Here is a 22,354-nt window from a genome sequence, read left to right as displayed (position 1 = left end):
TGAATGAGACGAAAAAAAAGGGTCCAGTCACGCGTTAACGCCTGGGGGTCCAAATCAAACAGTTTGAAAGATGAATCGCTGACGTAGGAAAACATATAGGTCCCGTCGGAATGCCGTACGAGAACGAAAACCATTCCGGGAATATAGTTTAGCAACCATTCGTATCTGTCGGATATTTCCTTGACAGCCCGATCGGTTTTTTTGCCCTCCGGCACGGTGACGCCCTTGTGGTGGTTCATTTCAATACCCCCTGTTGATCAAACCAGCGACCGCTGGTCCGGATCGGCAAACTGGTAGGGCCCTGATGCCGGCTCGAACCCGGCTGCGGCAACAGAGGCGCGAAGCTCGGCAATCATCGTCGGGTCTATCCGTTCCGCCGCCTGTTCGACCTTGCTGACGTATTCTTCCAGGACAACGACGTCATCGTCCCCGGCGATCACGCGATGCCGCCTTCGACCGACAAAGCACCATACGGCCGCGCCCGGACCAACGCGCCGTCCACCAATCAGCCGGACGGCATCCCTGAGGTCCCTCGCGTCGTAGTTCTTCTCCCGAACGGTCAGCCGCGCCAGTTCGGAGCGGGACACCCTGATCATTGCAGCCGCCGTACGCTGGCCGGGCGAGGGCTCGAGATTGAGGAATGCGGCGGTGGTCGTCTGGCCCGCACCCGACAATCTGACGGTTTCTCCCACGGTCCATCGTCGTTCCCAATCCACGACCTCTATAGGGATGAGTTCATCGATCGAGGCATCCCTGCCCAGCCCGGCACTGAGACTGGCCGGATTCATCAGCGAACCGTACGCGACGACATAGTCCAGCCGGGGTCGCGTCTTCCGTTCGCGAGTCCTGATCTCGTTGTAGAGATATTCGAATCTCGAATAAAGCGTGGGGTCGGAATTGGCCCGGTAATCCTCGACCCAGAACCGCAATCGCTCCCAGTACATGACGACGAGTGCATCGAACAGCACCCGAACCGTCTTCCGATGGGCGACACCGAACTGGTAAGCCGCACCGAGTTCCTGGAACAGGTTCGTGAACCGCCGGAGATGGGTGCGGAGCGCGGGGTCCCGTTCCAGTTCCTCCAGGCGGGCCTTGGCCGTGACATGGGCCTCCAGCCAGCGGTCCACGGCGACGCGACTCTCCATCGCATCACTGCTGTTGAAGCGCTCGATGTACATGGACGCCCGGCTTCTCGTGAACTGGGCGATGATAAGGTATACGGCGGCTACGAGCAGCCCGATTTCCGCCAGGCCCAGAAACATTTCAACCCACGTGCTCCAGTTGGTGGCCAGCATTCGCCCCCTTTCGCCGACGGCACGACGGCCCTTGTCACCGACCGCTCGATCCGTGCCGTCGGGTGACACATATGTTTTCCTCAGCGGTGAACACACCGGTATCGGTCGTTTTCACCATGGCGCATGCAGTATGGACAACTTTCTTTTCAAAGGAGGAAATAAAGATCGCTGTCAACGGTGTTTTCAAAAAATTCATCTGTCATCAGGATCACAGGATCCCGTTTTCCTGTCGGAACGCTTGACGCCGGGCACTTCAAGTGGCTTCCCTTGAAGCGATAGCCAAATGGTATGCCGTTACCGGGGTGCCGGCATCAACTTCCGGTGCCATGATACCATGAAGTGTCGTCAGTGTTTATCCATAAAAGGGTATTTGACCCCCTATCTGCGTTATGCGAAAAATTTTATCCTCGGAATATCAGCCATATGCCTGCGGTTAAATCCAAGGTAAAACTGGTCGCGCGGCCTGATCGCGCCCCATTTGGCCGGCGTCCGGGCAGCCCCTGTTCAGTTTTCGGTCGACGTGCGCCCCCCCGGAAAGTGATCCCGCGATTTTTTACTATATCGGGGGCGGGTTAAACCCACCAAGCGCTTTTTCAAGATATCCGGCAACGGCCAGGGCAACGTCTTCCCGCCACGGATGGGCAACTATTTGCACGCCAACGGGAAGCCCGTCCGGGGAGGTGCCGCCTCGTACAACGGCAGCCGGCCAGCCGGTCATATTGTAGGCCATGGTATAACTGAACGCCTCCAAATCAGCGCCCGATGATCCAGGCAGCATGGCCGGAAAGGCATTTACGGGGCTCAGGATCAGATCGTAGTCTTTAAAAAATGACAGCATAATGCTGCGAAATCGGGACCATTTCAACATCAGTGCATCGAACCGGGTCGCATCGGCGGGCTCTGCGAGCCCCAGCCACGGGAGGGTATGCGCCTTTGTGCCGGCGTCCTGCAGCAATCTTCGGATCGACGCCCCCCCGTCCGCCGATAACAGCCCGATCATCAGATCATAGGACTGCTCGATGCCATGCGGGCGGACCGCGTTGATGATCAAACCCCGATCATCAAGGATTGCCGCTGCATCACGTACCACTTTCGCTGTTTCCGGTGATGGAGTGATGATTCCGTTGTCCGAATGGAAAGCAACGCGGAGATCGGTCAATGCCACCGCTTTGGGATCATCCAGGGGCATTGGCACCAAACCGGGATCGATGTGGTCTGGACCGGCGATAAGAGGCAGAAGCAAAGAGAGGTCATCAACGGAGCGGGCCATTGGCCCCATTTGTTGAAAAGAATCCAGCACCCCGCCAAAAGGGAAAATATGTCCCGTTCGAGGAAATCTCCCGATTACGAATGGCGTTGGCGAGGGCCACAACCGGAACGTTGACGATCTGCTGCATTTTTCCCCTTTGCGCTGCCGAAATGTGCTTTGCGTCTCCGGCGGGCACATCCGTTATGAACGCCGGTTTGTCTTTCTAAGATGTTCCGTCATTCCTATCACCGAGGCCTTCAATAGCATCCTGCCGCATTCTCTGCCCATTTTTCAATTCCTATTTTTTTGTACCTGTTCACGGGGTTGAAACAACCGCGGTACTCGGTTATTCAGGCATATTCATCAACCAGTTTTGCATTACTTTGAAAAAATCATCTTTTGCATATTTTTCAACCGAGGGGGCGTGACCACATTTTTCAAATTCAAAATATTCTAATTGAGGTATATATTGTCTCAGGTTATTTCTTATGAGCTTTCCAGGATGCGGGTCATAAGCACCATGCAACATAATTACTGGGGATTTAATTGATGTAAATGCCTGAGGATATTTCCCTTCATCCTGGGAACGTAACATATCGCTCCATGTCTCAGTATGCGCTTTCATATCAAATGGCTCTGTTAATGGATATTCGGTTTTGATTGGATCCAACTCGTATGAATCTGTCATTTCGTGCCATTTCATTATTTGTTCGGAAATCGAAAGTTTCAGATCGGAACGATGCTCCGGGTGATTTTTTATATAATCTTTAATTCTATTTTGGCGTATTTTAATTCCTTCTGCGCGAGCCTTTTTGTCAAAAGTACCACAACCGATGAGTGCAATAGGCCCAACAGTTTCAGGATATTCAGCGGCATAAGCCAACGCAAGCATTGCGCCCCAGGATTCACCCACAAGGATTGGTTTTTCATCACTACAGCAAGATTTTATTAAATCGTAAATATCAGAAATATGAACAGCAACAGTTAGTGGGATGTCACTGCTGCGGCGCTGCCAAGGCTCCAATACCCTGAAGTGATAAGAAAGCCCTATAGCAACAGGTGCTGCGCTCCCTGATGCCCCCGGTCCTCCATGCAAAACAATTGCAGTTGGCCCTTTATTTCCATAAATACCAATACGCTTATTTTCTTCCCAGCCTAAACCAGTCATCAATTATCTGTTTCAATTCCTTTGTATAACGCGCCAGCTCACAGGTGAGGGTCACGAAGTGGCCCGAATCCTTGTGAAGCTGATGGTTGTGGTTGAAGATCATTCATAGATCGTCGCGAAGGATTTAACCCTCATTGTAGGTTCTCTTCCAAAATATACTCTATGGCGGCTTCCAGCTGATTATCTCTTCCCTTCAGCAAATCATTTCGGTTGAGTCCGATTTCAAGATCAGGCTTTATTCCATGGCCTTCAACAATCTGTCCATCGAAGGGAATTGGTTGTAGAAATGAATGCATAAACGATAGGCCATTTGGCAGTTTTATCCATTTGGACCCCAAAAGATAGCCAGGACTTCGTTCTCCGACAATAGCTGCACGTCCAATCGCCTTCAGGCAGGCCGCAAAATGTTCGCTGGATGACATGCTGGTCACATCAATCAGCACGACAACTGGTTTTTCATACGGGTGTTTCGAAGGATTTAAACTTCTTTCGACAGTTTTTTCTCTGAATCGGAATCGGTATAGTGGTGTTTTTGCGGTAATCAACTGTTCAATAATAGTATCCACTACACGAAAATTTCCTCCAGGGTTGCTACGCAAATCGAAAATGAGCCCGCACGTATCCCGCATGATCTCAAGCGCTTGAACAAAATCTTTATCCACAGGGTCTGCAAAATGGTTGAACCAGATGTACCCTATATTGCGCTCCAACCTTTTGGCCTCGAATTCGATAAAAACAGGCGGCATGGCATCACTGATGATCTTGCCTGTTCCTCTTGACTGGCGCAAAATCGCTGCTTCCTTTAACAAAGAATTTTCATCCACATAGCGAATGGAAACCAAGGTATTCGGCGGGCCGTTGAGATGACCGATAATGAAGTTTGAAATTCCGCCTCTGCGGTTACGGACATTGTATGGTGGCAGTACTTCAGCGATCTGGATTATCTCATTGACATCCCGGCCATCGATTTCCTTAATTTCATACCCCGTTTTCAAGCCGGCCTTTTGGGCTGGACATCCGGGGTTGATTTTAGTGATGACAACCTTGTTTTGCATCCATCGCACATCGATGCCAACGGTGCCTTCTGAAAACAGAGTCGGCATGTATGTCTTTAGCATTTTTTCTGTGGCGACAAGAAGATGAGACAATCTAAGTTCAAACAGCATGTTATTGGTTATCCGGTTGAAATCTTCAATGCCGCTGGATGATACTATTTGGGGATGATAGCGGTCGCGCATGGCCTTCCAGTCAATACCGCCAAAGGTCGGGTCGAAATGGCTTTCGTTCACCGTTTTCCAGACCATATCAAAGCTTTTCAAATTGTCAGCAGTCTGGTTTTGCGCACAACACGGTGTGACGAACGCAAATAGAACAAAAAAGCTAATCAAAAAATTTTTCATTTATTTCATTCCGTCAAATGGGCAAATGGGGTTCAAATGGGCGCCCCCTTTACTGATTTAACTAAAGTTGTCGATGGTTTTGCAGATCCCCTTCAAAAAAATAAACTGTAACCTTTTTACCTTCTATACGTTATTCACAAACAAAACCAATGGAGATGCACCATGAAGAGTTCACTTGTAAAAAATTGCTGCCATAAAATCTAATTTTTGGGTACTTATTTTATGAAGGGTGCTTTTTTATTGGTATACTCTTAATAAAGTGTGGATTGAACACGAATGAATCCTATTCATAACTCTGCATTTTCATTTTCAGAGAATTCAGGGTAGAGGCTCTTCACGCAACTAGGACAAATACCGTGGGAAAATTGAGCATCGGTGTGTTTTGCCACATAGATCTCAACATGATCCCAGAATCCTTTATCGTCTCGTATCTTTTTACAGTTGGCGCAAATGGGGACAATACCTCTTAATGTCTTGATTTCCTCTAAGGCTTTTTGAAGTTTGAAAACAAGCTCTTTCATCTCCTGATCTTGTATTTTACGTTCTGTGATATCATAGAGGATTCCTGTCCAGAGAACATCTTTGTTTGCGACTAATCGTGGCAGTGATTCGAAATGTATCCAATGGATTTTTCCCCCAATAGATAAACGCCCCTCCCACATAAATGGCTTCATGTTGGCATTTGATTCTTCGTTTTCACGTATGAATTCTGCTTTGTCTTCTGGATGAATCAAATCGATTATTATACCGGGGTTGTTTTTAAATATTTCTCTGTTAATCCTCAAAATTTCGCAGAAGCGATCATTAACCAACTCTAAAATATATGGAGGGTTATCCGAACTGCTCCATGCACTCTTGGGGAGTTTCTTACTAGTAAATACGCGAAGACGATATATCCCAGCAGGTTGATATTTGAGCAAATCTATATACAATTCGCGTTCAAGCTGAAGCAATTCCTCTACCCCCCTGCGTTCGGATAAAGATTGCTCCAAATTTTGAATTTTTTGTTTTAAAAATGAGTTCTCTTCGAGTAGCTTACAATTTTTCTCGGGTGGTCCTGTCATAAAGCACCTCTTTCATGACAAATGACATACTATAAAAAAACTGATGACGATACATAAGATTTGCATAACTATTTATTTGGCTCGTATAAGATATCATCAGTTTAATTGTGCACCAATCCCAATTGAAATGCAAACTGCAAAGAATAGTATATATATACATTAATTTCTATTATTTACTATCAATTTTCTATCAAGAAAAAAGCTTAATGAAAAACTAACTGCACCGATAATAACTGGCTGCCACAATCCTCCAGATTTTTCATAAAATCCAAACATTTTTTGAAATATAATCATCCATATCGGATACAAGATCATAGAAGATGATATAAAAAAAGGAGATAATTTATATTTTTTTAAACGTGCTATTCCAAAAAAAACTGTTATGAGAACTACTGGAAAAATCAAATTGAGGATAACTGAAAACCAACCTACAAATATACACAGCATACAGGCATCAAATCTGCTTGCAATAATTGATGTCCCTGGTTTGCTAAAAATAATGCATGCAATAGTCATGATTAAATAATTGCCTACAACTCCAATGATAATATGTTTAGTATATTTATCCATGATATTTCACCCTAACGCTGAGTTCACAGGCAAGCTTCAGCTTGTCCAGTGAAACGGAAGGTTAGCTACTATGGCTATTTTAATCATCTTTGGTGAGAACCATATTTTTTCTGAAACGCGTCAACATCTTCAAGGCTTTTACAAATAATGAAAACATGATCTCCGCCATTTATCCTATCTCCATCAATTTTTTTTATATGAGAAATGTACCCTTCTTTTTCAACTTGAATATAATTGTCCTCTTTCGCCTCTTCCTTTGTAGAATGTGACTCTGGAATATGCACATACCCAACCCTTTCACTCTCTTCAACTTTCTGCCCTATATATGGCGTTATTTTCCCGTCCAAATCAGGATAATAAGTACGCGTTCACGGGATATTCCCGTATGAATCAAATCCAGGAAAGGTCAGGCATTATATTACGAAAGTAGGAAGCAATACATTCCACGAGAAATGGGAACGTGGGCTTTTCATTTAAACGGCAGGTCTCTTTCAGTGACAAGATCCGCTCGACCCACCGATTACCCTTTTCGCTTTGGGTTCCCAGACTGCGTTTTCGCCACAGCACACCAAAACGTAAGGCCCGCTCAGCGCGATTATTTGTAGGTTCGACGCCATGGTGATCGAGAAAGGTCCACAGACTGTCCATTTCCCGTACGATCTGACGGGCAAGTCTACCAGCATCGGTCTTGTCCTCCTCCCAAAGGGAGACGGTGAACAAGAAGAACGTATAAAAATCCGACCACTGTTTTGAGTCGGGAGGTTCTTTGGCAAACGATACCAGTTGCCTCAGCCAGGCGGCGACGATTTCTCCGAAGCGGCGAAGGTCGGGTTTCTTTCTTTCCGTCAGGGCATCGGCCTTGCGGATCAGGTGAGCCAGGCAGGTTTGGCGGTGCACCCATTTTTGGTATAGGCCGTATCCATCACTGACCAGAATGCCGTTCCAATCCTGGATTAAGTTTTCGAAGGCCTCCTTAGACCGGTGTGGGTCGATACGATAAAATGCCACCCGTTCATTTACCATGGCCCACAGCCAGTGCAGATCATTTTGCTTAAACCAGGATGTTTCGTCGATGTAGTTACACCAAAAGCGTCGGGCGATCTGGCCGATGCGTTCGTAGACTGGCAATAGCGCATTTGAGGTGCGGTCGACAATTTTCTGGATGGTTCCGGTGGCAATGGGAATGTCTAATACAGATTCGCACAACTTTTTGACATCGTTTCGGCTCATGCCCTTGATGCCGCTCAGTTCACCGATAAAGGCGGTAAAACGAGGACCGTAACCGGTGGACATCTCAGGTGGCAGCATGGCTTTGACCACGTTACCGCAGTTAGGGCAATCGCATTGCTGGAGAAGATAGTGATTGACTTGCATTTCGATTTCGGGAAGCTCAATATGTTGATGTACGTAAAACGTTTTCATCTTTTCCTGATCGAAAGCCGAATGCCCGCATGAGCAACGTTGCGGGGTCAACCAATAGCTCTCGGTCGGGTCCAGCACTTGCTGCTGGTGCGGCTTATGGCCTTTCTGACCGCCTTTAGCCTTTTTGCTCTTTTTTTGCTTTCTCTTCTTCCTCGCAAAAGGTGGATCGGAAGACGGTGGCTTGCTGGAGTTGTGAGAATTTTTCCGGGTCCGAACCTCGAGCTTCTCGAGCCGTTTTTCGTGGAGTGCAATCCGCTGTTCCATATCGAAAAGCGTCCGTTCCAGAGCCATGATGTAATGACGCACCGGCTCTGGCGTCAGTTGCCAATCGAGTTCCGAAAAAGGTCTTTTGAGTGCCATGAAAAGCACCCTATCATAGCCAAAAAGAAAAATCTAGATTTATTTTGAATTATTCCAGATGGTTAGGAACCTTGCTTTTGTGTATTGATTTCGGGGACTTGCGAAGCCAATCGGACCATCAAAGTACCCCGTGAATGCTTACGATAATAATAAATAAAGCCGTCTCCTCCGCCTATGTACTCCTGCCAATAAGGGGTATCCTCACTTTCGTATATCAGTAGCTTTTTAAAATGAAAAATATTGTAAGCAAATTTGTCGATGGCTTTTGCCATCGTTTTTAAATTTCGACTAAGGTTTGGGCCATTTATATTCTCAAAGGTTTTTTGCTTATCAAAGATTTTATCCAGCTGATCAAACAAATAATTCAAAATACTGGGTTTGAAACAATGCCGATACTCTAAAGTTATTTTTGTACTATTTCTTTCAAATGGCCTAGCATGTATGGTTAAATACTGAGCGTTACTAGTATTATAGTTTTCATGTTTTCTGAGAAAAAATAATTTTAAATATGGGTAGCTGGCCCCAGAATATTTGTAATGAACCAGTATCCAAGGAGTTTTATTGAACTCCTCCAGTATTTGATATCCTTTTCCTATTTTTATACCATCATCGGGTTTAACCTTAAAAAATCGATAAGACTGGCTCCAACGCTCAAAACCATTTTTTAAAAAATACAGACATGAAGGCATTGTTAAAGCTCTGGTCATCAAAGGAAAAGAATAGTGGAGGGTAATTTCTTCTTGGACACTTTTCTTGCTGTATTGGTGGTATTGAATACCGAAATTCTTTATCAATCCCTTTGTTTCGTCATCTGTTGAAAAGTATCGATCAAACAGCTCATCTTCAGCGATTATTTTTTTTAAGTCTTTTTCGGGATGGATAAAGCCTGGTGAATTTGTTTTCGGTTTTGATGTCTCAGATGTTGACATAGACCCTTCGTTTTTCAACTTGCCAATGATTTTGATAGCAAAGTCGTTCGGTGATAAGTCATTTAAATCTATATACCCTGTCGTTTTCAATAAACCCGGGATTTCGATCGTATTATCAAACATGGCCGGAAGAATATATTCTTTACTTTCTGTAAATGCTCTTGCTTGGGCACTTTCTCTTTCATGGTTGGTCCACATTTTGTCCCTGTAAGCTTTCGAAACAAAAATGACCGTAAAAAGGGCCTTGTTTTGATAAATATCACTAAGATAAGTGTATAGATTTTTCCCCCATAGTTTCGTTTCTTCAAATTTGTCGTAAAAAACATTAACACCTTTTTCACGAAGAATGGTTGCAACTTTCTCAACATAGTCACGATCTTCACCTGCAAATGACAGAGCAATTTGGTATTTTTTCATATACTCCTCATTTATTGTACGCGATAACGTTTGAGATCAGGGGTTTTTATTTACGGCGCTTTTCAGCCGTAAATAAAAATCCCCTGAATCGATTTGTTATACATTTTTAAATTATTTTAATCCCATTGACCAGAAACAAAATGCACTTTATCTTTTGAGTTAACATACAATATTGCTCTAAGTTCATTGCCAATGGTTTTAATTCTTACTTCATATACTTCTTCGTTTTTAGAAGCAAAACCTTTTATCGAAGATTTTAATTTAATTATATTAATATCACGTACACCTTCTTCGGCTAGCACATTAAGATTCATTTTCTTGAAATAAGCGTTAAAAGCATTCTTTTTGATTTTATACCTTATTTCCGGGGACATATTTAAGCTTTGGCTTTGTGATTTAATAGTAGTGAATGTAAAAACTATAATAGCAAGAATTAAGATTGTAGTTATTGTATTTTTATTCATTTTTTATGTATCTCACGATAGGAACGATAGTTACCCGGCCCCCCCCCGCACAGACCCGGACGTGCGGTTTTCCCGCATCCGGTTCCTCGGTTGTACTCGCTTTCGCGTAAGACGTAAGTTCAGGCAAACACGCGATGTTGTCGGTTGACAATCCGCATCTTCGGTTTGGCGATGCCTAATAGTTCAATGGCCCTGTTAAATACCTTCCAGGTGAAGCTCTTGCGTTTGCCTCCCCGGCGATTCAGCCATTTGAATGCACATTCCAATGCCCAGAAATAGAAGCGCCATATCGAACCCAGATTACCAGGGATGTTGTAATAATTGTAATGCCCCTGCAACCTGCGGTTCAGCGCCTTTATAAACTCGCGCCCTTTCAGATGCCGATTCTCCTTGATCCATTCCTTGATACGCCTGCAGGCACTTTGGAACTTTTTGCGTGCCGTTCGCTGTTTTACTTTCACAGCACCGCTGCTGTCCTCCATCCAGTAGGTTTCAAATCCCAGAAAGACGATTCGCCTTTCCATTCCCGGGTGGAAGCGGCTGAAGCGTAACATTGCGGTCTTTTCCGGGGCCACTGTAAGATTGAACTCGGCCAACCTCTTGGGTAGTTCGTGGTAAAACCGCTCGGCATCATCTCGATATTGAAACGCGCAAATGAAGTCGTCAGCGTACCGGAGGAGAAATACATTGCCCTTACAGTTGATTTTAACCCGTTTTTCGAACCACAGGTCCAGACCGAAGTGAAGGTAGACGTTGGCCAGCACGGGGGAGACGATTCCGCCTTGCGGCGTTCCCGATTCCGGATGGATGATCTTCCCATCCGTGTCCAGGATGCCTGCCTTCAACCACTTGCGGATCAGGTTCAGAAAGGCGGCATCGTCGATCCGCTCCCGGACCATCCGCAGCAACCAGTCGTGATCGATATTATTATAAATTATTGTTGTTGACATTTTGGATTATCATATATACATTTTGTACATATTAAATATTTTGTACATTTGAGGTGATTATTATGCTCAACAAAATTACAACCGCCGATGCCAGAAAGAAATTTTCAAATATCATCAATAGGGTAGCATTCGGTAACGAGTCCTTTGTTCTTACACGCCGTGGAGAGCCAATCGCCGCTCTTGTTTCAATGAAGGAACTTAAGCTCTTGCAAGAATTAGAAGACCAGATAGATATTGAGGATGCGTGGAAGGCGAAGGCTGAACCTGGTGAACCGATCCCCTGGGAAGAGTTGAAAAAGGAACTTGAGTCTTGAGTCACCGGATAGAGGTCAAAAGGTCTGCGGCAAAAGCACTTAAAAAGGTACCGAAGGCAGAACGAAAACGCATCATCGATAAAATTAATTTTCTGGCTAAAAGTCTTCCAAGTCCAGATATTACTAAAATGAAGGGGAACAACCCTTTTCACAAAGTTCGTGTTGGTGATTACCGAATCATTTACGAGGTCCAAGAAGACGTTCTCCTAATTCTGATAGTAAAAATCGGACACCGAAAAGATATTTATAGGAATCTATCCTAATTTCGTTTCTCTTTTTTCTGCGTTATAACGTTGAATTCACTGGTTTCGCGCTGTTTGCGAAATCCAGTGGAATGATTGGTTGAACGAAGCCGCTAACGCGGCGGAAAAAAATATTCAAAACCTGTATACTCTCCATAATCGTCCAATTCCGGACGGTTATCACAAGAAGGGAGTATACAATGGGCCCAAAAGAAACCAAACGATTCGAAAAACTGTATCAGCGCCATTTACGAATGCTCAAGCTCCAGGGCAAGAGTGAAAAGACCCGGGACGCATACGCAAGGGCCATCCGGCGCTTGCGGGATCATTTTGGTTGCTGCCCGGACAAACTCACTGTTGTCCATCAAATACCTTTCCAAATACTTGTACAAAGGGGTAATCAGCGAAAGGAACATCACCGCCAACAGGAGTGGTAAAGTTACCTTTCGGTATGTCGACAGTGAAACCGAAACCATAAAATACCGCAAACTACCCGGCGAGGATTTCATTTACCTGCTCGTGCAGCATGTACTCCCCAAGGGCTTTCGCAGAGTGAGAGACTACGGCTTTTTACACGCCAATGCCAAAAAGCTCCTATCTCTGGTCCAATTGGTTTTGCATGTGGCGATTTATGAAATTCCGCTTCGCGATCGTCCGGCCTTTACGTGCCCTTGTTGCAAATCACCGATGGTGATTATTGGTTTTCGATTAAAACCGGGATAACCGACAACATCGGTGGGCTGCTGTTCACGAGAAATACAGGAGGAATCACCGACTTTATGAAAAAATTCGATGATTTTTACGCCTGTTCCAGGCAGCCGCACAAGTACGTCCATACACTTTTTCGATTTTCAAAGAACTGTGATGCCCACATCCTTCCGGAAAAGCTATTTCCTTTATAAATAGATCCTCATTCAATATCGGGCTTGTTCAACCACCGGATAAGATCGTGGCTCGCTCGCGCTCTCACGACCTATCCTTATTCGTTGGACAGGTCACTCGGTAAGAAGATATTTTTCTACCAGTTGGACATACTCTCCTGATTGCTTCAGGGAATCCAAGGCATTTTGCCACTGCGCTATCACAGCTTTGGGAATATTATTTGAAAAGGCAATATACCCTTGGGATTTATGTACAATTACAGGTGTCTGGCGAATTTTATCTTCAGGGATGCCAGCCTGTTTCAGTTTGTTATTCAAAGAATGCTTATCACTGGAAACGAGATTAACCCTCCCAATAACCAACATCTTAAAGCAGTTTGCCCCGATAGAATTTTGATAAATATTTTTAAAATTTTCTTCAACCAAAACCTCATAGTCAGCAGTCCCCATTCGAACGCAGATTTTATCGACTTTTCTTGCATCATCACGTGACAGAACCGGTGTTGGCGTGTCTGCCAGTTCATAAAGGAAAGTGACTTCGTCTAGTAGAGGGCCAACCCACTGTACCATTTTTTCACGATCGGGTTTTCTGGAAACATTGAATAGGGCATAATCAGGTTTTTTCTGCACATACATAAAACCCCTTTTGAATGGGACAATTTCAAATAACGGTGGATGATTGAGCATGGACATCATTTTTAGTACTAATTCTATTGTAAACGCCCGTTTACCATTCTTATATTTTCCTCTAAGCAACCCGTTGTCATCTAGAAAAGTAGCACCCTCAACTCCATGAGTTAAAAAAGTTATTTCAGAAGCAGAAGCTGTATGCCCCGTGACTAATAATAAAGGGGCTATTAAAATCAAACACCGTAAAATCATATTCATATTATTCACCTGTAATAAACTCATCAGGTTTAAAAAAATGCATAAATCTCGATTTGTAATCTTTTAAATAGTCCTGTAAAGCATTTTGCATATCTTCAAAATGTTCATTAACAATTGTTCTTGTTTTGCTGCTGAACGCTCCGCATAAACGGCTGGCAATGGAGCGAAGCGGAATGGCCAGTCCGAGTTAATGCGGTTGCTATATGGTTTTTTCAATTTTCAATAAGTTCCGCTGCTGCCAGTAGACCTGCTTTGATGATTAAATTCTCCGGGATAGATTCAAATGTATTTTCACCGAAAGATATTGTCCGGCACTCGGAGTCTCCGCAAACATCACAGCATTTGCTTTTGCCTGTTTCACCGCCTATCCAATCCTCAAGAAGTTTGCCGTTGATCAATATGCTGTTTGACTGGAGAGGATTGTTTTCAAATACTGAAAAATCTATAGCTTTTTGTATCAATTCAACTTCGATACCCAACTCGGCCAACGCATTTTTGAGTTTTAAAACTCCAGTATTCACTGTTTCTCCGGTTTCACTACACCGTGGACAGGTTTGGTTTTTATCGTTAAGTAGCCTTTGCCACTGAATTGTCAGTTTTTGCATTATATTCTCCATCTAACGCTTCGCATAACCGGTTGGCGGAAGGCGCATAGCGAAGCGGAGCGGCTTTTACCAGTCCGCCGTTAATTCGGTTGTTGGGCGATTTCCTTATTTCGAACGACAACACGATAGCCGAAGTCCATGCTCTCTTTCATAAGTAAATGGCCATATTTTTTATCCCAGATTCCATTAGATAGATCAGCATCAAGGTTCTGTAAGCTCTTTTGTAATTCGTTTACCCGAGAGAATGTCGATATGGCTTTCCTAACATCTGAATCCAGATATGATTTTGGTCTTCGCCAATAAGCACACATAAATCCATCGGTACAATTATACGGAATCTCAACAGTTTCCACGGTAATGGGTCCAATCATTTTTTCCATTTCCATTAAAGTAGGGAAAAGTGCTTTATCAATGCCACAAATTTCGGGAATATATTCCTCAAGCCAGAAATCATTACCGTATCCTATCCATGTAAAAAGGATGACTTTTTCTGTTGTGACTCGAAGCATTTCGCTTAATCCCCTGCTGATATCTGACCAGTGATGGATGGTCAGTAGTGCCATCGAAACGTCGAACGTATTATCATCGAAATGGTCGAAATGGGGTCGGGCCAAGTTAACCTACAGTATTTTTTATGTTTTAGCTCCAAAAATAGGCATTTTCAGGGCCTATATTGCTCTTTTGGGCACCAAAATGGTCACCATAGACAGTTTGCCCCTCCCTTAGTTGATAGGATCCCCCGATTTCACTTCTCTGGCGCCCCGTAGCCATAATCCCCATCTTGGTCTTTATTCTGTCAATAAAATCTTTACTTCCTACGGCTATGCTTCGGCTCCATTTTTCTTCGCGACCAGTGTCACCGTTAGCCAGGCTGCTTTCAACCCACTTTTCATGAGCGGACTTGACCTCTTCATAAGTTCCGAATCCAAGCAACTCCCTGAGCTTCTGATAATTTATCAGCACTTGTTTCCGTTTTGGATTCTGTATTTCGTTGTAACCAGAATAACCCCACTCTGAAGGGTGTCCCACGATACCGGCACGAACCATGTTGAGATCAATGTATACCAGGCACCTCAATAGATGCTCACCGCCCTCGACAGCAGTGGCGTGATACCGGTCCTCCCAAAACGCGCCTTTTCGCTTTTTTCGTCGATTGTATTCCTGAGCGGTTCTACCGGCTATCATTTTGATTGAATCGGGTATGACTTTCCGCCCCGCGTCATCCGATACCAGCAGATGAATATGGTTCGACGTCACGGCATAATTCAATACTGACAGCCCAAAACGATTTCTCGCTTCATAAAGCAACTGCAGCCACCGGTTACGATCCCTTGAGAATTTGAGCAAAAACTCTCTCTTATGGCATCGGTGGGTTATATGCCAAACTTGCCCGGGAATATAATGTCGTTTTGCTCTGGCCATCCGTCTATATCGTCTTTTTTACCCCTAAAAAATGCAATATAGGGCCGTTTTTTGGTCAAGAATTATATGAATTGCAAATATTTTTTAATAGTTAGCTTGGCCCGACCCCTTTCTCCAAGCGGTCTTCCCAAAACGCCCCCTTTCGATTTTTCCGTTGATTGTATTCCTGCCCGGTTCTGCCGGCAATCAGTTTGATGGAATTGGGTATTGTCTTGCGGTCCGTATCATCAGCTACGAGAAGATGAATATGATTCGATGTAACCGTATAGTTAAGGATCACTAACCCATATCGCTTTTTTGCTTCATAAAGCCACTGCAGCCATCGTCGCTTGTCTTTAGCAAACTTGAGCAGGAATTCCCGTTTGTGGCACCGGTGCGTAATGTGCCAAATTTGTCCTGGGATATAGTGTCGTTTTGCCCTTGCCATGGCTAAAATGTTCTTTTTGGCACCCAAAAAGTGCAATATAGGCCGGTTTTCATAGCGTGTTTTAGGTTCATTCCTTTTGATTATAATATGTTAGCGCGGCCCGACCCCATTTCACAATGTAACCGTATAGTTAAGGATCACTAACCCATATCGCTTTTTTGCTTCATAAAGCCACTGCAGCCATCGTCGCTTGTCTTTAGCAAACTTGAGCAGGAATTCCCGTTTGTGGCACCGGTGCGTAATGTGCCAAATTTGTCCTGGGATATAGTGTCGTTTTGCCCTTGCCATGGCTAAAATGTTCTTTTTGGCACCCAAAAAGTGCAATATAGGCCGGTTTTCATAGCGTGTTTTAGGTTCATTCCTTTTGATTATAATATGTTAGCGCGGCCCGACCCCATTTCAGTTTTACAACATTCTTGATATGTTTTATAAGCCAATGAGTTTTTCCAGCACCTGGTCCGGCAAAAACACGGAAATGTCTTTCTATATCTGGTATCTCAGAATCAGAATCAATTGTTTCGCATTTATCCCAGTCAATCATGTGATAATCCATTTATCCAGGTTATTGCTTCATTAAAATTAGTTGGAATATTGAATGATACGGGCTTATCACTTTCCAGATTTTTCCTTAAATTATATTCAAGCTGCATTGCATGTTCGCCCTTTGCATTAGATACAGCCTTAAAGTAATGATAAGCGACAATTCCTTTTTTCTTATCATCCTCATCCCAACCAGTTTCCTCAAGCAAATTGCAAACATCAGCATCAACATTTGGGGTCTCTTTTAAGGATTTAAAACTTGCAGTTGAATAGTTATCCATTATTTGCTCTATAATTTTTCTATGCATAGGAATGACGCTGTCTGTAATAAGAAGTTTGCAATCTGGATTTTCAAAAGCAATATCGTATTCCAATGTTTTACCTTTCCCTGTTTCATTGCAGAAGATACTGATATTGGATGATTTATCACTCTCTAAGGAACTAACATTATCTGCGATTCCTTTATGTTTTTCATCTTCTTTAATTTCAAAAGGAAAGCACTTTTTCCATTTTGTATCTTCTAAGCGAGTGGGGTCGGAATCAACAATGCACGCGACCATTCTATTAATTGCATGCTTTTTGAAAACATCTTTTTTATCAAAATTGAAAAGCTTTAAAAAATGCTCAAAATACCTGCCGCCAATGTTCACAACGGAAATATGCCTGTCAACCAAAGGTTTGTTTTCATATTCGCTAAGGCAGTCAAGCAAGATCTGTTCAGCCAATCCTTCAACTAAAATTACTTTATCTGAAAAAAGCATATCGGATTTTGTTGCATCTAAAAAACGCTCCACATATGCTTTTGACTTTCTATCTTCATCTTTTGTCAGATCAAAAACATTTCCCGGATAAGAAACGCATAGGGTATCAGAATCATCAACATACATGCATATAATCTCATCAAGGGCAACAGCTGCCGTAATATGGGTTGAGTGGGTTGTGATGAAAAGCTGTCGCACTTGCTTCTCTTGATTAATATTCTCTTTCAGGAATTTTAAAAGCTTGAATTGCATTGCAGGATGTAAATGCGCTTCCGGTTCTTCAATGATTAGCATAGGAAAAACTTTTGCATTTTCAACTCCAACATAGCTCGAACAATCCATCTGCATTTTTGCTAAAACTAAGGCGACATAAATCAAGTTATTGTACCCAAGCCCATTGTGGGTTGCTGGGATGGTTATTCCTGTCTTATTTTCAATCAAGAGCTTTAGGGCGGAAAGCAATTCTGATTCACTAATTTCGCCTTCAAACTTTGGTTTCCCTCCCAATGAAGCGCCTGTGTCGCTCGAATATTCTAAAATCGAATTAACTTCCACCCTTCTTTTTAATAAATCGATGACTGCTTTTGAATCATTATAAAATTGGTTTTCCCTTTTATCGATTTCCTCTCGTTTATGATCTTCATCCAACTTGTCATTTTTTGCTATATCATCGTCGAGGAAGTAATCCAAAATTTCTTTCAACATAGGATTTCTGCCTGTAAACATGGTCTTTTCCACATCCCTTACAGGACCTAAAAATTGAAAATCAAATCTGTCCAATTTTTCCGATTCAGCTCTATTGTTTAATTCAAGCCTCCCTCCGTATATTCTCGAAATATATTTTCTTATAAACTTTCTTTTGATCATCCTCCAATAGTCTTTGACAGTCGGGTTTGATTTGGATAACTTTTCAAGCTCTTTTTCGTATTCTTCTAATTCCTGATCAGGAAGGAAGAATGAGTAAGTAAGCATCGCTTCATAAGGAGGGGTGATGTCTAACAGCCAGGTTGAAACAGTATTCTGATCTTCTTTGTTTTCGTTTTCAGGCTTTTCTGACTGTTTCATAATGGCTGAAATATCTATCCGCGGTGGGTTTTGAAAATCGCTAATCGATTGGTTAAAATCATCGACAGTTAGCTTTTTTGAAGTGTTATTATCAAATATCAAGGATAAAGCTTTTAACAGGTTTGTTTTACCCGAATTGTTGTGTCCTATGATAACATTAACGCCATCGTTAAATACAAGTTCGCTTTCACTGAAATTTCGGAAGTTTTTCAGCTTAATTTTCGAAATATACACAGATGTACTCCTTTCGAGCACCGATTAGCGCTTCAGATCTTACATTATAATTGGCTCTTCGCTGTATCATGTGAGTAGGTCAAAATTTAACCCGCCCAACCCGCAAATCACCGGCTGCCAAAAGGTGCAGAGCGAAGCGGCGCAGCTTTTGGCAGTCCGAGTGCATTTGCTTTGTTAGCACTTAGCTCACTTCTGAATATTTATGTATTCGAATTTCAGGAAAAGACTTGATTTCGTATACTGGAATTGAAGTATCATCAACATCATAATAGAACAGATAATCTTTGATTTTACGCAATACAGCTTTATTATTTATTTCCCAACATATTATGCATTTAGTTTGCTTTGGGTTGTGTCCATGATTGATGTAATTTTCAAATGTTGCCTCAAACTCAACAGGAACAAAATTTTCTAATGATGATTCATCATCTATTTGGAATGATGCAATTACATCTATGCCATCCTTTTTTGTATGTTCCCATGTAATAAAATTCTCAAATGGCAATTTACCTAAAGCTTCAAGTTTCCAGAATATACATAATGTGTGCATCTCTGATTTGTCTGGAACCCTATGGATTAGCTTAATTTCTCCATTAGATTCAATACATGCGTACTCTTGGTCTGGCTTACTTAAAGCAGATTGACGTTTCCTGACAGCAGCAGCTTTATTCCTTTCGTCTTCTTTTTTTCTATTTTTCTCAAATTCTTTATATGATGATGATTCTGTAAATTCATCGAAGCATTTTGATGTTAATTTCCTGAAAGCCTTTACAGCGGGATCATCACCCATCTGATTGCTTATATTACTTCTGTCAAGATTTAGCTTAGACTCAATTTCGTCACACTCAACCACAAAACTACATAAGTCTTTGTATTGTTGGAATTTCTTTCCCTTGTATTCGTAGAAAGGGAATTGAAAGTACGGTATTCCCTTCACAGATAACCTTAAACCAGTGTTGTAACGATGGGGAGATAAACCAAACTTCCCTGTATCAAGAGTGAATCCTCCTTTCAAAGTGACATTTATTTCTTTGTCGTTACCGTCAATAACCACTTTATTAGATTTAGAAATTGGTTCTCCAATAACAACAGTACGCCAATCATTTTTGCCATCCAGCAAAAATTGTGGTGTTATGAATTTGTATCCAATTTCTAATTCTTTTTCTTCTGAATTCACCTTGAGTGATATTCTTGGTTTGTGATTGATTTCTTTTGTTATTCCAACAGCAGTATTCCAATATAAATATCTTTCTATTTCGTCAATAGAGTACATTTTTTGACCGCCATCATATCCTAAGACTTCTATTTTTGTGCCTTTTGTATCTGATGGTAAAGATTCACGTTGTGTCAGATAATAATCAGGTGCCAAAGGAGGTTCTGAAAGTAGAGAATTTCTTGGGTTGATGATATTTAGAATAATGAACTTGTCTTTATTATTTCCTGTCCATGTTTCGAGAACCAATTTGTTACAATTCAGCATCAATTTTGAACCAAGTCCCTTCCAGCCCCAATAGTCAGCTTCAAGTCCAGCAGCACGGGAAAATGCCAAGCCAATAAAACGATCCAACCTGCCAGGGTTATCGGTATCTTCGGTATAAGTCATACCTATGCCATCATCTTTTAATATAAATGATGCATTATGTTCTGGATGACTGTAATGCTGAATTTTAAGTTCAGATGCCTTTACCTCTGGAGCCATCATATTGCTTATTGCTTCTCGAAGCATGTCAAGAGGATGGGAACGACTTTCCATGATTTGTTTAAATGTACTAAGATCATGGACTTTCGGCTTTATTTTTGTAGAATCTGTTGATGTCATTCTTTGTGCCTCCATTGGTAATTATGAGGTGCTAACGTCGCCGGATGAGCCGCGAGACTCGCAGGCTCCGGGACGAAATGGTTTTTATTTCGGGCCGGAGGCGAGAATCGCAGTCGGCTCCATGGGCCTGATAAGTGGAGCGCGCAGCGCGACACGTTCAGGCCCATGGCGAAGCAGCCGGCGACGATAAGCTGGAGCGCGGAGCGGTCCAGCTTATCGTTTGAACTAAGGGGCCGGGAAACAAGCCCTGACATATTTTCAATAGACTTCAGATTTTAAATAAAATATGACCTTTCAAAATGCCGCCGCTTTTCCCGGTCCCGCTTAAGTGATAGGTTAACTGATTCCCTGTACCACTTCTCTATTTATCGATAGATATAAAGGAATAGTTCCTTCTTTAATAGAATTCAATTTTATTTTTTTTCCATCAGATACTTTCAAAAAAACGCATTGGGATGCTTTGCCACCGCCAACCCGAAAATTCTCAATTGTGACTCTCTCTAAGTCTGATATATTTATGATTTTTTTCCAAATAGGATAGACTATCAATATTCTATCATCTTTAATTTCGATTTTAATAAACTCTGCAAGAGCAAGGTAAACAAAAAAGACAAATAAACCAGTAAAAAATATAAAAGGTAAGTATAAACCTGAATAAATGCTGTAGACAATAAAAGGAATCAGAAACAGGGTAAAAGCAATATAGAATGTATGATGATGAATTGTTCTATGAAAAATTTTCAAAGACGAGTATTTTTCTTTAAGGTGAGCTATATTGGCAATCAGAATGGATAAAAATTTATTCAAATTCTCAAGCTCATATTCTACATTTATATGTTTTTCAAACCTATCAATAACTGTTAGCCTCTCAAAAATGTTATTTTCTTTAAAACGATCAATATCAGACCATCTTATAAATTCTAATTGTGATTCAGGAGAACAAAGAGAGATACCATCATTATTTGTTGCAATGTAATTATTGCGTTGTTTCCAGGCTGTAATGAATAATTTTAAAAAGAAAACGTATCCAATTATAATTGGTATCCAAATCCACAAAATATTAAATATTCGCTTGTCAAATATTGGAATGACGATGCTGGCAACGAGGCCTATCCCAAATAGTAATAGCCCCACAATGATTAGGCCTCTCATAGATGACGACATCTTAAATGTTTCTAAAACTTCCGACTTATCCATATTATTTCGATTATCAGTTAACGTCGCCGGATGAGCCGCGAGACTCGCAGCCTCCGGAACGAAATGGTTTTAATTTCGGGCCGGAGGCGAGAATCGCAGTCGGCTCCATGGGCCTGATAAGTGGAGCGCGCAGCGCGACACGTTCAGGCCCATGGCGAAGCAGCCGGCGACGATAAGCTGGAGCGCGGAGCGGTCCAGCTTATCGGTAAGTTCACCGGCGCGCGATCACGCGCGTCCAGCGTAACGTAGTGGAGCGATGGTGAAACGTTTTGTTAGCTGTTATTTTTTAAGTAAGCTCTTATGGTCATTTTAAATAGTTCTTGGCTATATTGATATTTCTTTTCTTTTTTTTGAAATTTTTTATCAAATTTATTTGCCTCGTCTTGATCTAAATTAAACGCATCACTTTGCTTAATTTTCCACTTTTTATTTCCAAAGAATCCTGGCTGAAGTTCAAGAACGAGTAATCCAAACGGATATTCCCCATCCATATTACTTACTTGATAGTCAATACCGTTTTTAAAGCCATGCTTACAATAATTGTGTGGATCGCCGTAAATAATAATTGCTGGGACTCCCATATTTGCAACTAATGATTTGTAAGCATTCACGGGGTACTTTGATGGTCCGATTGGCTTCGCAAGTCCCCGAAATCAATACACAAAAGCAAG

25 protein-coding genes and 1 pseudogene are annotated in these 22,354 nt (G+C 42.5%); 4 read left to right on the top strand and 22 right to left on the bottom strand.

The annotated features are described in order from the left end of the window. Positions 1 to 257: 257 nt before the first annotated feature. From DSCA_RS02825 to DSCA_RS02775, 11 genes are all read right to left on the bottom strand, one after another. Positions 258 to 1,364 (bottom strand): gamma-glutamylcyclotransferase family protein, encoded by a 1,107-nt coding sequence (locus DSCA_RS02825; protein ID WP_155314982.1) that lies wholly within the window; start codon positions 1,362 to 1,364, stop codon positions 258 to 260. Between the two features lie 487 nt (positions 1,365 to 1,851). Beyond that, a complete protein-coding gene (locus DSCA_RS02820) occupies positions 1,852 to 2,742 on the bottom strand; it encodes an amidase family protein (RefSeq protein WP_155314981.1) in 891 nt (296 codons plus the stop codon). Positions 2,743 to 2,890: 148 nt separating this feature from the next. Continuing rightward, the gene (locus DSCA_RS02815) at positions 2,891 to 3,712 is read right to left on the bottom strand and encodes an alpha/beta fold hydrolase (protein ID WP_231716583.1); all 822 of its coding nucleotides are present in this window, start codon (positions 3,710 to 3,712) and stop codon (positions 2,891 to 2,893) included. Between the two features lie 131 nt (positions 3,713 to 3,843). Continuing rightward, entirely contained in the window at positions 3,844 to 5,112 is a 1,269-nt protein-coding gene (locus DSCA_RS02810; protein ID WP_155314979.1) for a S41 family peptidase, read from the bottom strand. 287 nt (positions 5,113 to 5,399) lie between these two features. Next, on the bottom strand, positions 5,400 to 6,176 hold the full coding sequence (locus DSCA_RS02805) for a hypothetical protein (protein ID WP_155314978.1): 777 nt from the start codon (positions 6,174 to 6,176) through the stop codon (positions 5,400 to 5,402). 159 nt (positions 6,177 to 6,335) lie between these two features. Then, positions 6,336 to 6,746: a hypothetical protein gene (locus tag DSCA_RS02800; protein WP_155314977.1), complete on the bottom strand. Its 411-nt coding sequence runs from the start codon at positions 6,744 to 6,746 to the stop codon at positions 6,336 to 6,338. Between the two features lie 83 nt (positions 6,747 to 6,829). Further along, positions 6,830 to 7,030, bottom strand: coding sequence for a hypothetical protein (locus DSCA_RS02795; RefSeq protein WP_155314976.1), 201 nt, complete (start codon positions 7,028 to 7,030; stop codon positions 6,830 to 6,832). A 106-nt stretch (positions 7,031 to 7,136) separates the two neighbouring features. Next, positions 7,137 to 8,528, bottom strand: coding sequence for an IS66 family transposase (tnpC, locus tag DSCA_RS02790; RefSeq protein ID WP_155314961.1), 1,392 nt, complete (start codon positions 8,526 to 8,528; stop codon positions 7,137 to 7,139). Between the two features lie 62 nt (positions 8,529 to 8,590). Next, positions 8,591 to 9,874 (bottom strand): toll/interleukin-1 receptor domain-containing protein, encoded by a 1,284-nt coding sequence (locus DSCA_RS02785; protein WP_155314975.1) that lies wholly within the window; start codon positions 9,872 to 9,874, stop codon positions 8,591 to 8,593. Positions 9,875 to 9,990: 116 nt separating this feature from the next. Continuing rightward, a complete protein-coding gene (locus tag DSCA_RS02780) occupies positions 9,991 to 10,338 on the bottom strand; it encodes a hypothetical protein (RefSeq protein ID WP_155314974.1) in 348 nt (115 codons plus the stop codon). A 119-nt stretch (positions 10,339 to 10,457) separates the two neighbouring features. After that, a complete protein-coding gene (locus DSCA_RS02775) occupies positions 10,458 to 11,288 on the bottom strand; it encodes a reverse transcriptase domain-containing protein (RefSeq protein ID WP_155314973.1) in 831 nt (276 codons plus the stop codon). A 62-nt stretch (positions 11,289 to 11,350) separates the two neighbouring features. On the opposite strand from DSCA_RS02775, the gene DSCA_RS02770 reads away from it, so the two are divergent. The 4 genes and pseudogenes from DSCA_RS02770 to DSCA_RS02755 all read left to right on the top strand — a co-directional run. Continuing rightward, a complete protein-coding gene (locus tag DSCA_RS02770) occupies positions 11,351 to 11,602 on the top strand; it encodes a type II toxin-antitoxin system Phd/YefM family antitoxin (protein ID WP_155314972.1) in 252 nt (83 codons plus the stop codon). Beyond that, positions 11,599 to 11,865: a type II toxin-antitoxin system RelE family toxin gene (locus DSCA_RS33115; protein WP_155314971.1), complete on the top strand. Its 267-nt coding sequence runs from the start codon at positions 11,599 to 11,601 to the stop codon at positions 11,863 to 11,865. The genes DSCA_RS02770 and DSCA_RS33115 overlap by 4 nt, the downstream gene beginning before the upstream one ends. Before the next feature lie 179 nt (positions 11,866 to 12,044). After that, a complete protein-coding gene (locus DSCA_RS02760; RefSeq protein WP_155314970.1) occupies positions 12,045 to 12,281 on the top strand; it encodes a phage integrase N-terminal SAM-like domain-containing protein in 237 nt (78 codons plus the stop codon). Continuing rightward, positions 12,199 to 12,567 (top strand): annotated as a pseudogene (locus tag DSCA_RS02755) (transposase); the annotation flags it as partial. The gene DSCA_RS02760 and the pseudogene DSCA_RS02755, both read left to right, overlap by 83 nt. Here DSCA_RS02755 and DSCA_RS31915 read toward each other — a convergent pair. From DSCA_RS31915 to DSCA_RS02700, 11 genes are all read right to left on the bottom strand, one after another. Next, positions 12,474 to 12,680 (bottom strand): hypothetical protein, encoded by a 207-nt coding sequence (locus DSCA_RS31915; RefSeq protein WP_167527530.1) that lies wholly within the window; start codon positions 12,678 to 12,680, stop codon positions 12,474 to 12,476. The pseudogene DSCA_RS02755 and the gene DSCA_RS31915 overlap by 94 nt on opposite strands. 159 nt (positions 12,681 to 12,839) lie before the next feature. Further along, positions 12,840 to 13,613, bottom strand: coding sequence for a substrate-binding periplasmic protein (locus DSCA_RS02750; protein WP_167527568.1), 774 nt, complete (start codon positions 13,611 to 13,613; stop codon positions 12,840 to 12,842). A 212-nt stretch (positions 13,614 to 13,825) separates the two neighbouring features. Then, complete coding sequence (locus DSCA_RS02745; protein ID WP_155314967.1) at positions 13,826 to 14,218, bottom strand: DUF2703 domain-containing protein; 393 nt, start codon at positions 14,216 to 14,218, stop codon at positions 13,826 to 13,828. An 80-nt stretch (positions 14,219 to 14,298) separates the two neighbouring features. Next, the gene (locus tag DSCA_RS02740) at positions 14,299 to 14,832 is read right to left on the bottom strand and encodes a methyltransferase domain-containing protein (protein WP_331457144.1); all 534 of its coding nucleotides are present in this window, start codon (positions 14,830 to 14,832) and stop codon (positions 14,299 to 14,301) included. Between the two features lie 25 nt (positions 14,833 to 14,857). After that, complete coding sequence (locus tag DSCA_RS02735) at positions 14,858 to 15,640, bottom strand: transposase (protein WP_155314960.1); 783 nt, start codon at positions 15,638 to 15,640, stop codon at positions 14,858 to 14,860. Positions 15,641 to 15,731: 91 nt separating this feature from the next. Next, positions 15,732 to 16,067 (bottom strand): transposase, encoded by a 336-nt coding sequence (locus DSCA_RS02730; RefSeq protein WP_231716362.1) that lies wholly within the window; start codon positions 16,065 to 16,067, stop codon positions 15,732 to 15,734. Positions 16,068 to 16,422: 355 nt separating this feature from the next. After that, positions 16,423 to 16,608 carry a hypothetical protein gene (locus DSCA_RS02720; RefSeq protein WP_155314965.1) on the bottom strand — a complete coding sequence of 62 codons (186 nt, stop codon included), beginning with the start codon at positions 16,606 to 16,608 and terminating at the stop codon, positions 16,423 to 16,425. Then, entirely contained in the window at positions 16,601 to 18,667 is a 2,067-nt protein-coding gene (locus tag DSCA_RS02715; RefSeq protein ID WP_155314964.1) for an ATP-dependent nuclease, read from the bottom strand. The genes DSCA_RS02720 and DSCA_RS02715 overlap by 8 nt, the downstream gene beginning before the upstream one ends. A gap of 181 nt (positions 18,668 to 18,848) precedes the next feature. Further along, the gene (locus tag DSCA_RS02710) at positions 18,849 to 20,486 is read right to left on the bottom strand and encodes an ATP-binding protein (RefSeq protein ID WP_155314963.1); all 1,638 of its coding nucleotides are present in this window, start codon (positions 20,484 to 20,486) and stop codon (positions 18,849 to 18,851) included. Positions 20,487 to 20,822: 336 nt separating this feature from the next. Beyond that, positions 20,823 to 21,683, bottom strand: a complete 861-nt coding sequence (locus tag DSCA_RS02705; protein WP_155314962.1) for a hypothetical protein — start codon at positions 21,681 to 21,683, stop codon at positions 20,823 to 20,825. Between the two features lie 272 nt (positions 21,684 to 21,955). After that, the gene (locus DSCA_RS02700) at positions 21,956 to 22,294 is read right to left on the bottom strand and encodes a hypothetical protein (protein ID WP_197904723.1); all 339 of its coding nucleotides are present in this window, start codon (positions 22,292 to 22,294) and stop codon (positions 21,956 to 21,958) included. Positions 22,295 to 22,354 lie beyond the last annotated feature (60 nt).

The sequence above is a fragment of the Desulfosarcina alkanivorans genome, from assembly GCF_009688945.1.
Taxonomy (GTDB): Bacteria; Desulfobacterota; Desulfobacteria; order Desulfobacterales; family Desulfosarcinaceae; genus Desulfosarcina; species Desulfosarcina alkanivorans.
The sequence above is the reverse complement of the archived record's forward strand: the minus strand, read 5'-3'. Positions and strand labels throughout refer to the sequence as shown.

Excerpts from the sequence above, each read along its gene's own strand:
- DSCA_RS02820 (WP_155314981.1), bottom strand. The coding sequence starts at position 2,742 with ATGTGCCCGCCGGAGACGCAAAGCACATTTCGGCAGCGCAAAGGGGAA.
- DSCA_RS02815 (WP_231716583.1), bottom strand. The coding sequence starts at position 3,712 with ATGACTGGTTTAGGCTGGGAAGAAAATAAGCGTATTGGTATTTATGGA.
- DSCA_RS02810 (WP_155314979.1), bottom strand. The coding sequence starts at position 5,112 with ATGAAAAATTTTTTGATTAGCTTTTTTGTTCTATTTGCGTTCGTCACA.
- DSCA_RS02805 (WP_155314978.1), bottom strand. The coding sequence starts at position 6,176 with ATGACAGGACCACCCGAGAAAAATTGTAAGCTACTCGAAGAGAACTCA.
- DSCA_RS02800 (WP_155314977.1), bottom strand. The coding sequence starts at position 6,746 with ATGGATAAATATACTAAACATATTATCATTGGAGTTGTAGGCAATTAT.
- tnpC (WP_155314961.1), bottom strand. The coding sequence starts at position 8,528 with ATGGCACTCAAAAGACCTTTTTCGGAACTCGATTGGCAACTGACGCCA.
- DSCA_RS02785 (WP_155314975.1), bottom strand. The coding sequence starts at position 9,874 with ATGAAAAAATACCAAATTGCTCTGTCATTTGCAGGTGAAGATCGTGAC.
- DSCA_RS02780 (WP_155314974.1), bottom strand. The coding sequence starts at position 10,338 with ATGAATAAAAATACAATAACTACAATCTTAATTCTTGCTATTATAGTT.
- DSCA_RS02775 (WP_155314973.1), bottom strand. The coding sequence starts at position 11,288 with ATGTCAACAACAATAATTTATAATAATATCGATCACGACTGGTTGCTG.
- DSCA_RS02770 (WP_155314972.1), top strand. The coding sequence starts at position 11,351 with ATGCTCAACAAAATTACAACCGCCGATGCCAGAAAGAAATTTTCAAAT.
- DSCA_RS02760 (WP_155314970.1), top strand. The coding sequence starts at position 12,045 with ATGGGCCCAAAAGAAACCAAACGATTCGAAAAACTGTATCAGCGCCAT.
- DSCA_RS31915 (WP_167527530.1), bottom strand. The coding sequence starts at position 12,680 with ATGGACGTACTTGTGCGGCTGCCTGGAACAGGCGTAAAAATCATCGAA.
- DSCA_RS02750 (WP_167527568.1), bottom strand. The coding sequence starts at position 13,613 with ATGAATATGATTTTACGGTGTTTGATTTTAATAGCCCCTTTATTATTA.
- DSCA_RS02745 (WP_155314967.1), bottom strand. The coding sequence starts at position 14,218 with ATGCAAAAACTGACAATTCAGTGGCAAAGGCTACTTAACGATAAAAAC.
- DSCA_RS02735 (WP_155314960.1), bottom strand. The coding sequence starts at position 15,640 with ATGGCCAGAGCAAAACGACATTATATTCCCGGGCAAGTTTGGCATATA.
- DSCA_RS02730 (WP_231716362.1), bottom strand. The coding sequence starts at position 16,067 with ATGGCAAGGGCAAAACGACACTATATCCCAGGACAAATTTGGCACATT.
- DSCA_RS02720 (WP_155314965.1), bottom strand. The coding sequence starts at position 16,608 with ATGATTGACTGGGATAAATGCGAAACAATTGATTCTGATTCTGAGATA.
- DSCA_RS02710 (WP_155314963.1), bottom strand. The coding sequence starts at position 20,486 with ATGACATCAACAGATTCTACAAAAATAAAGCCGAAAGTCCATGATCTT.
- DSCA_RS02705 (WP_155314962.1), bottom strand. The coding sequence starts at position 21,683 with ATGGATAAGTCGGAAGTTTTAGAAACATTTAAGATGTCGTCATCTATG.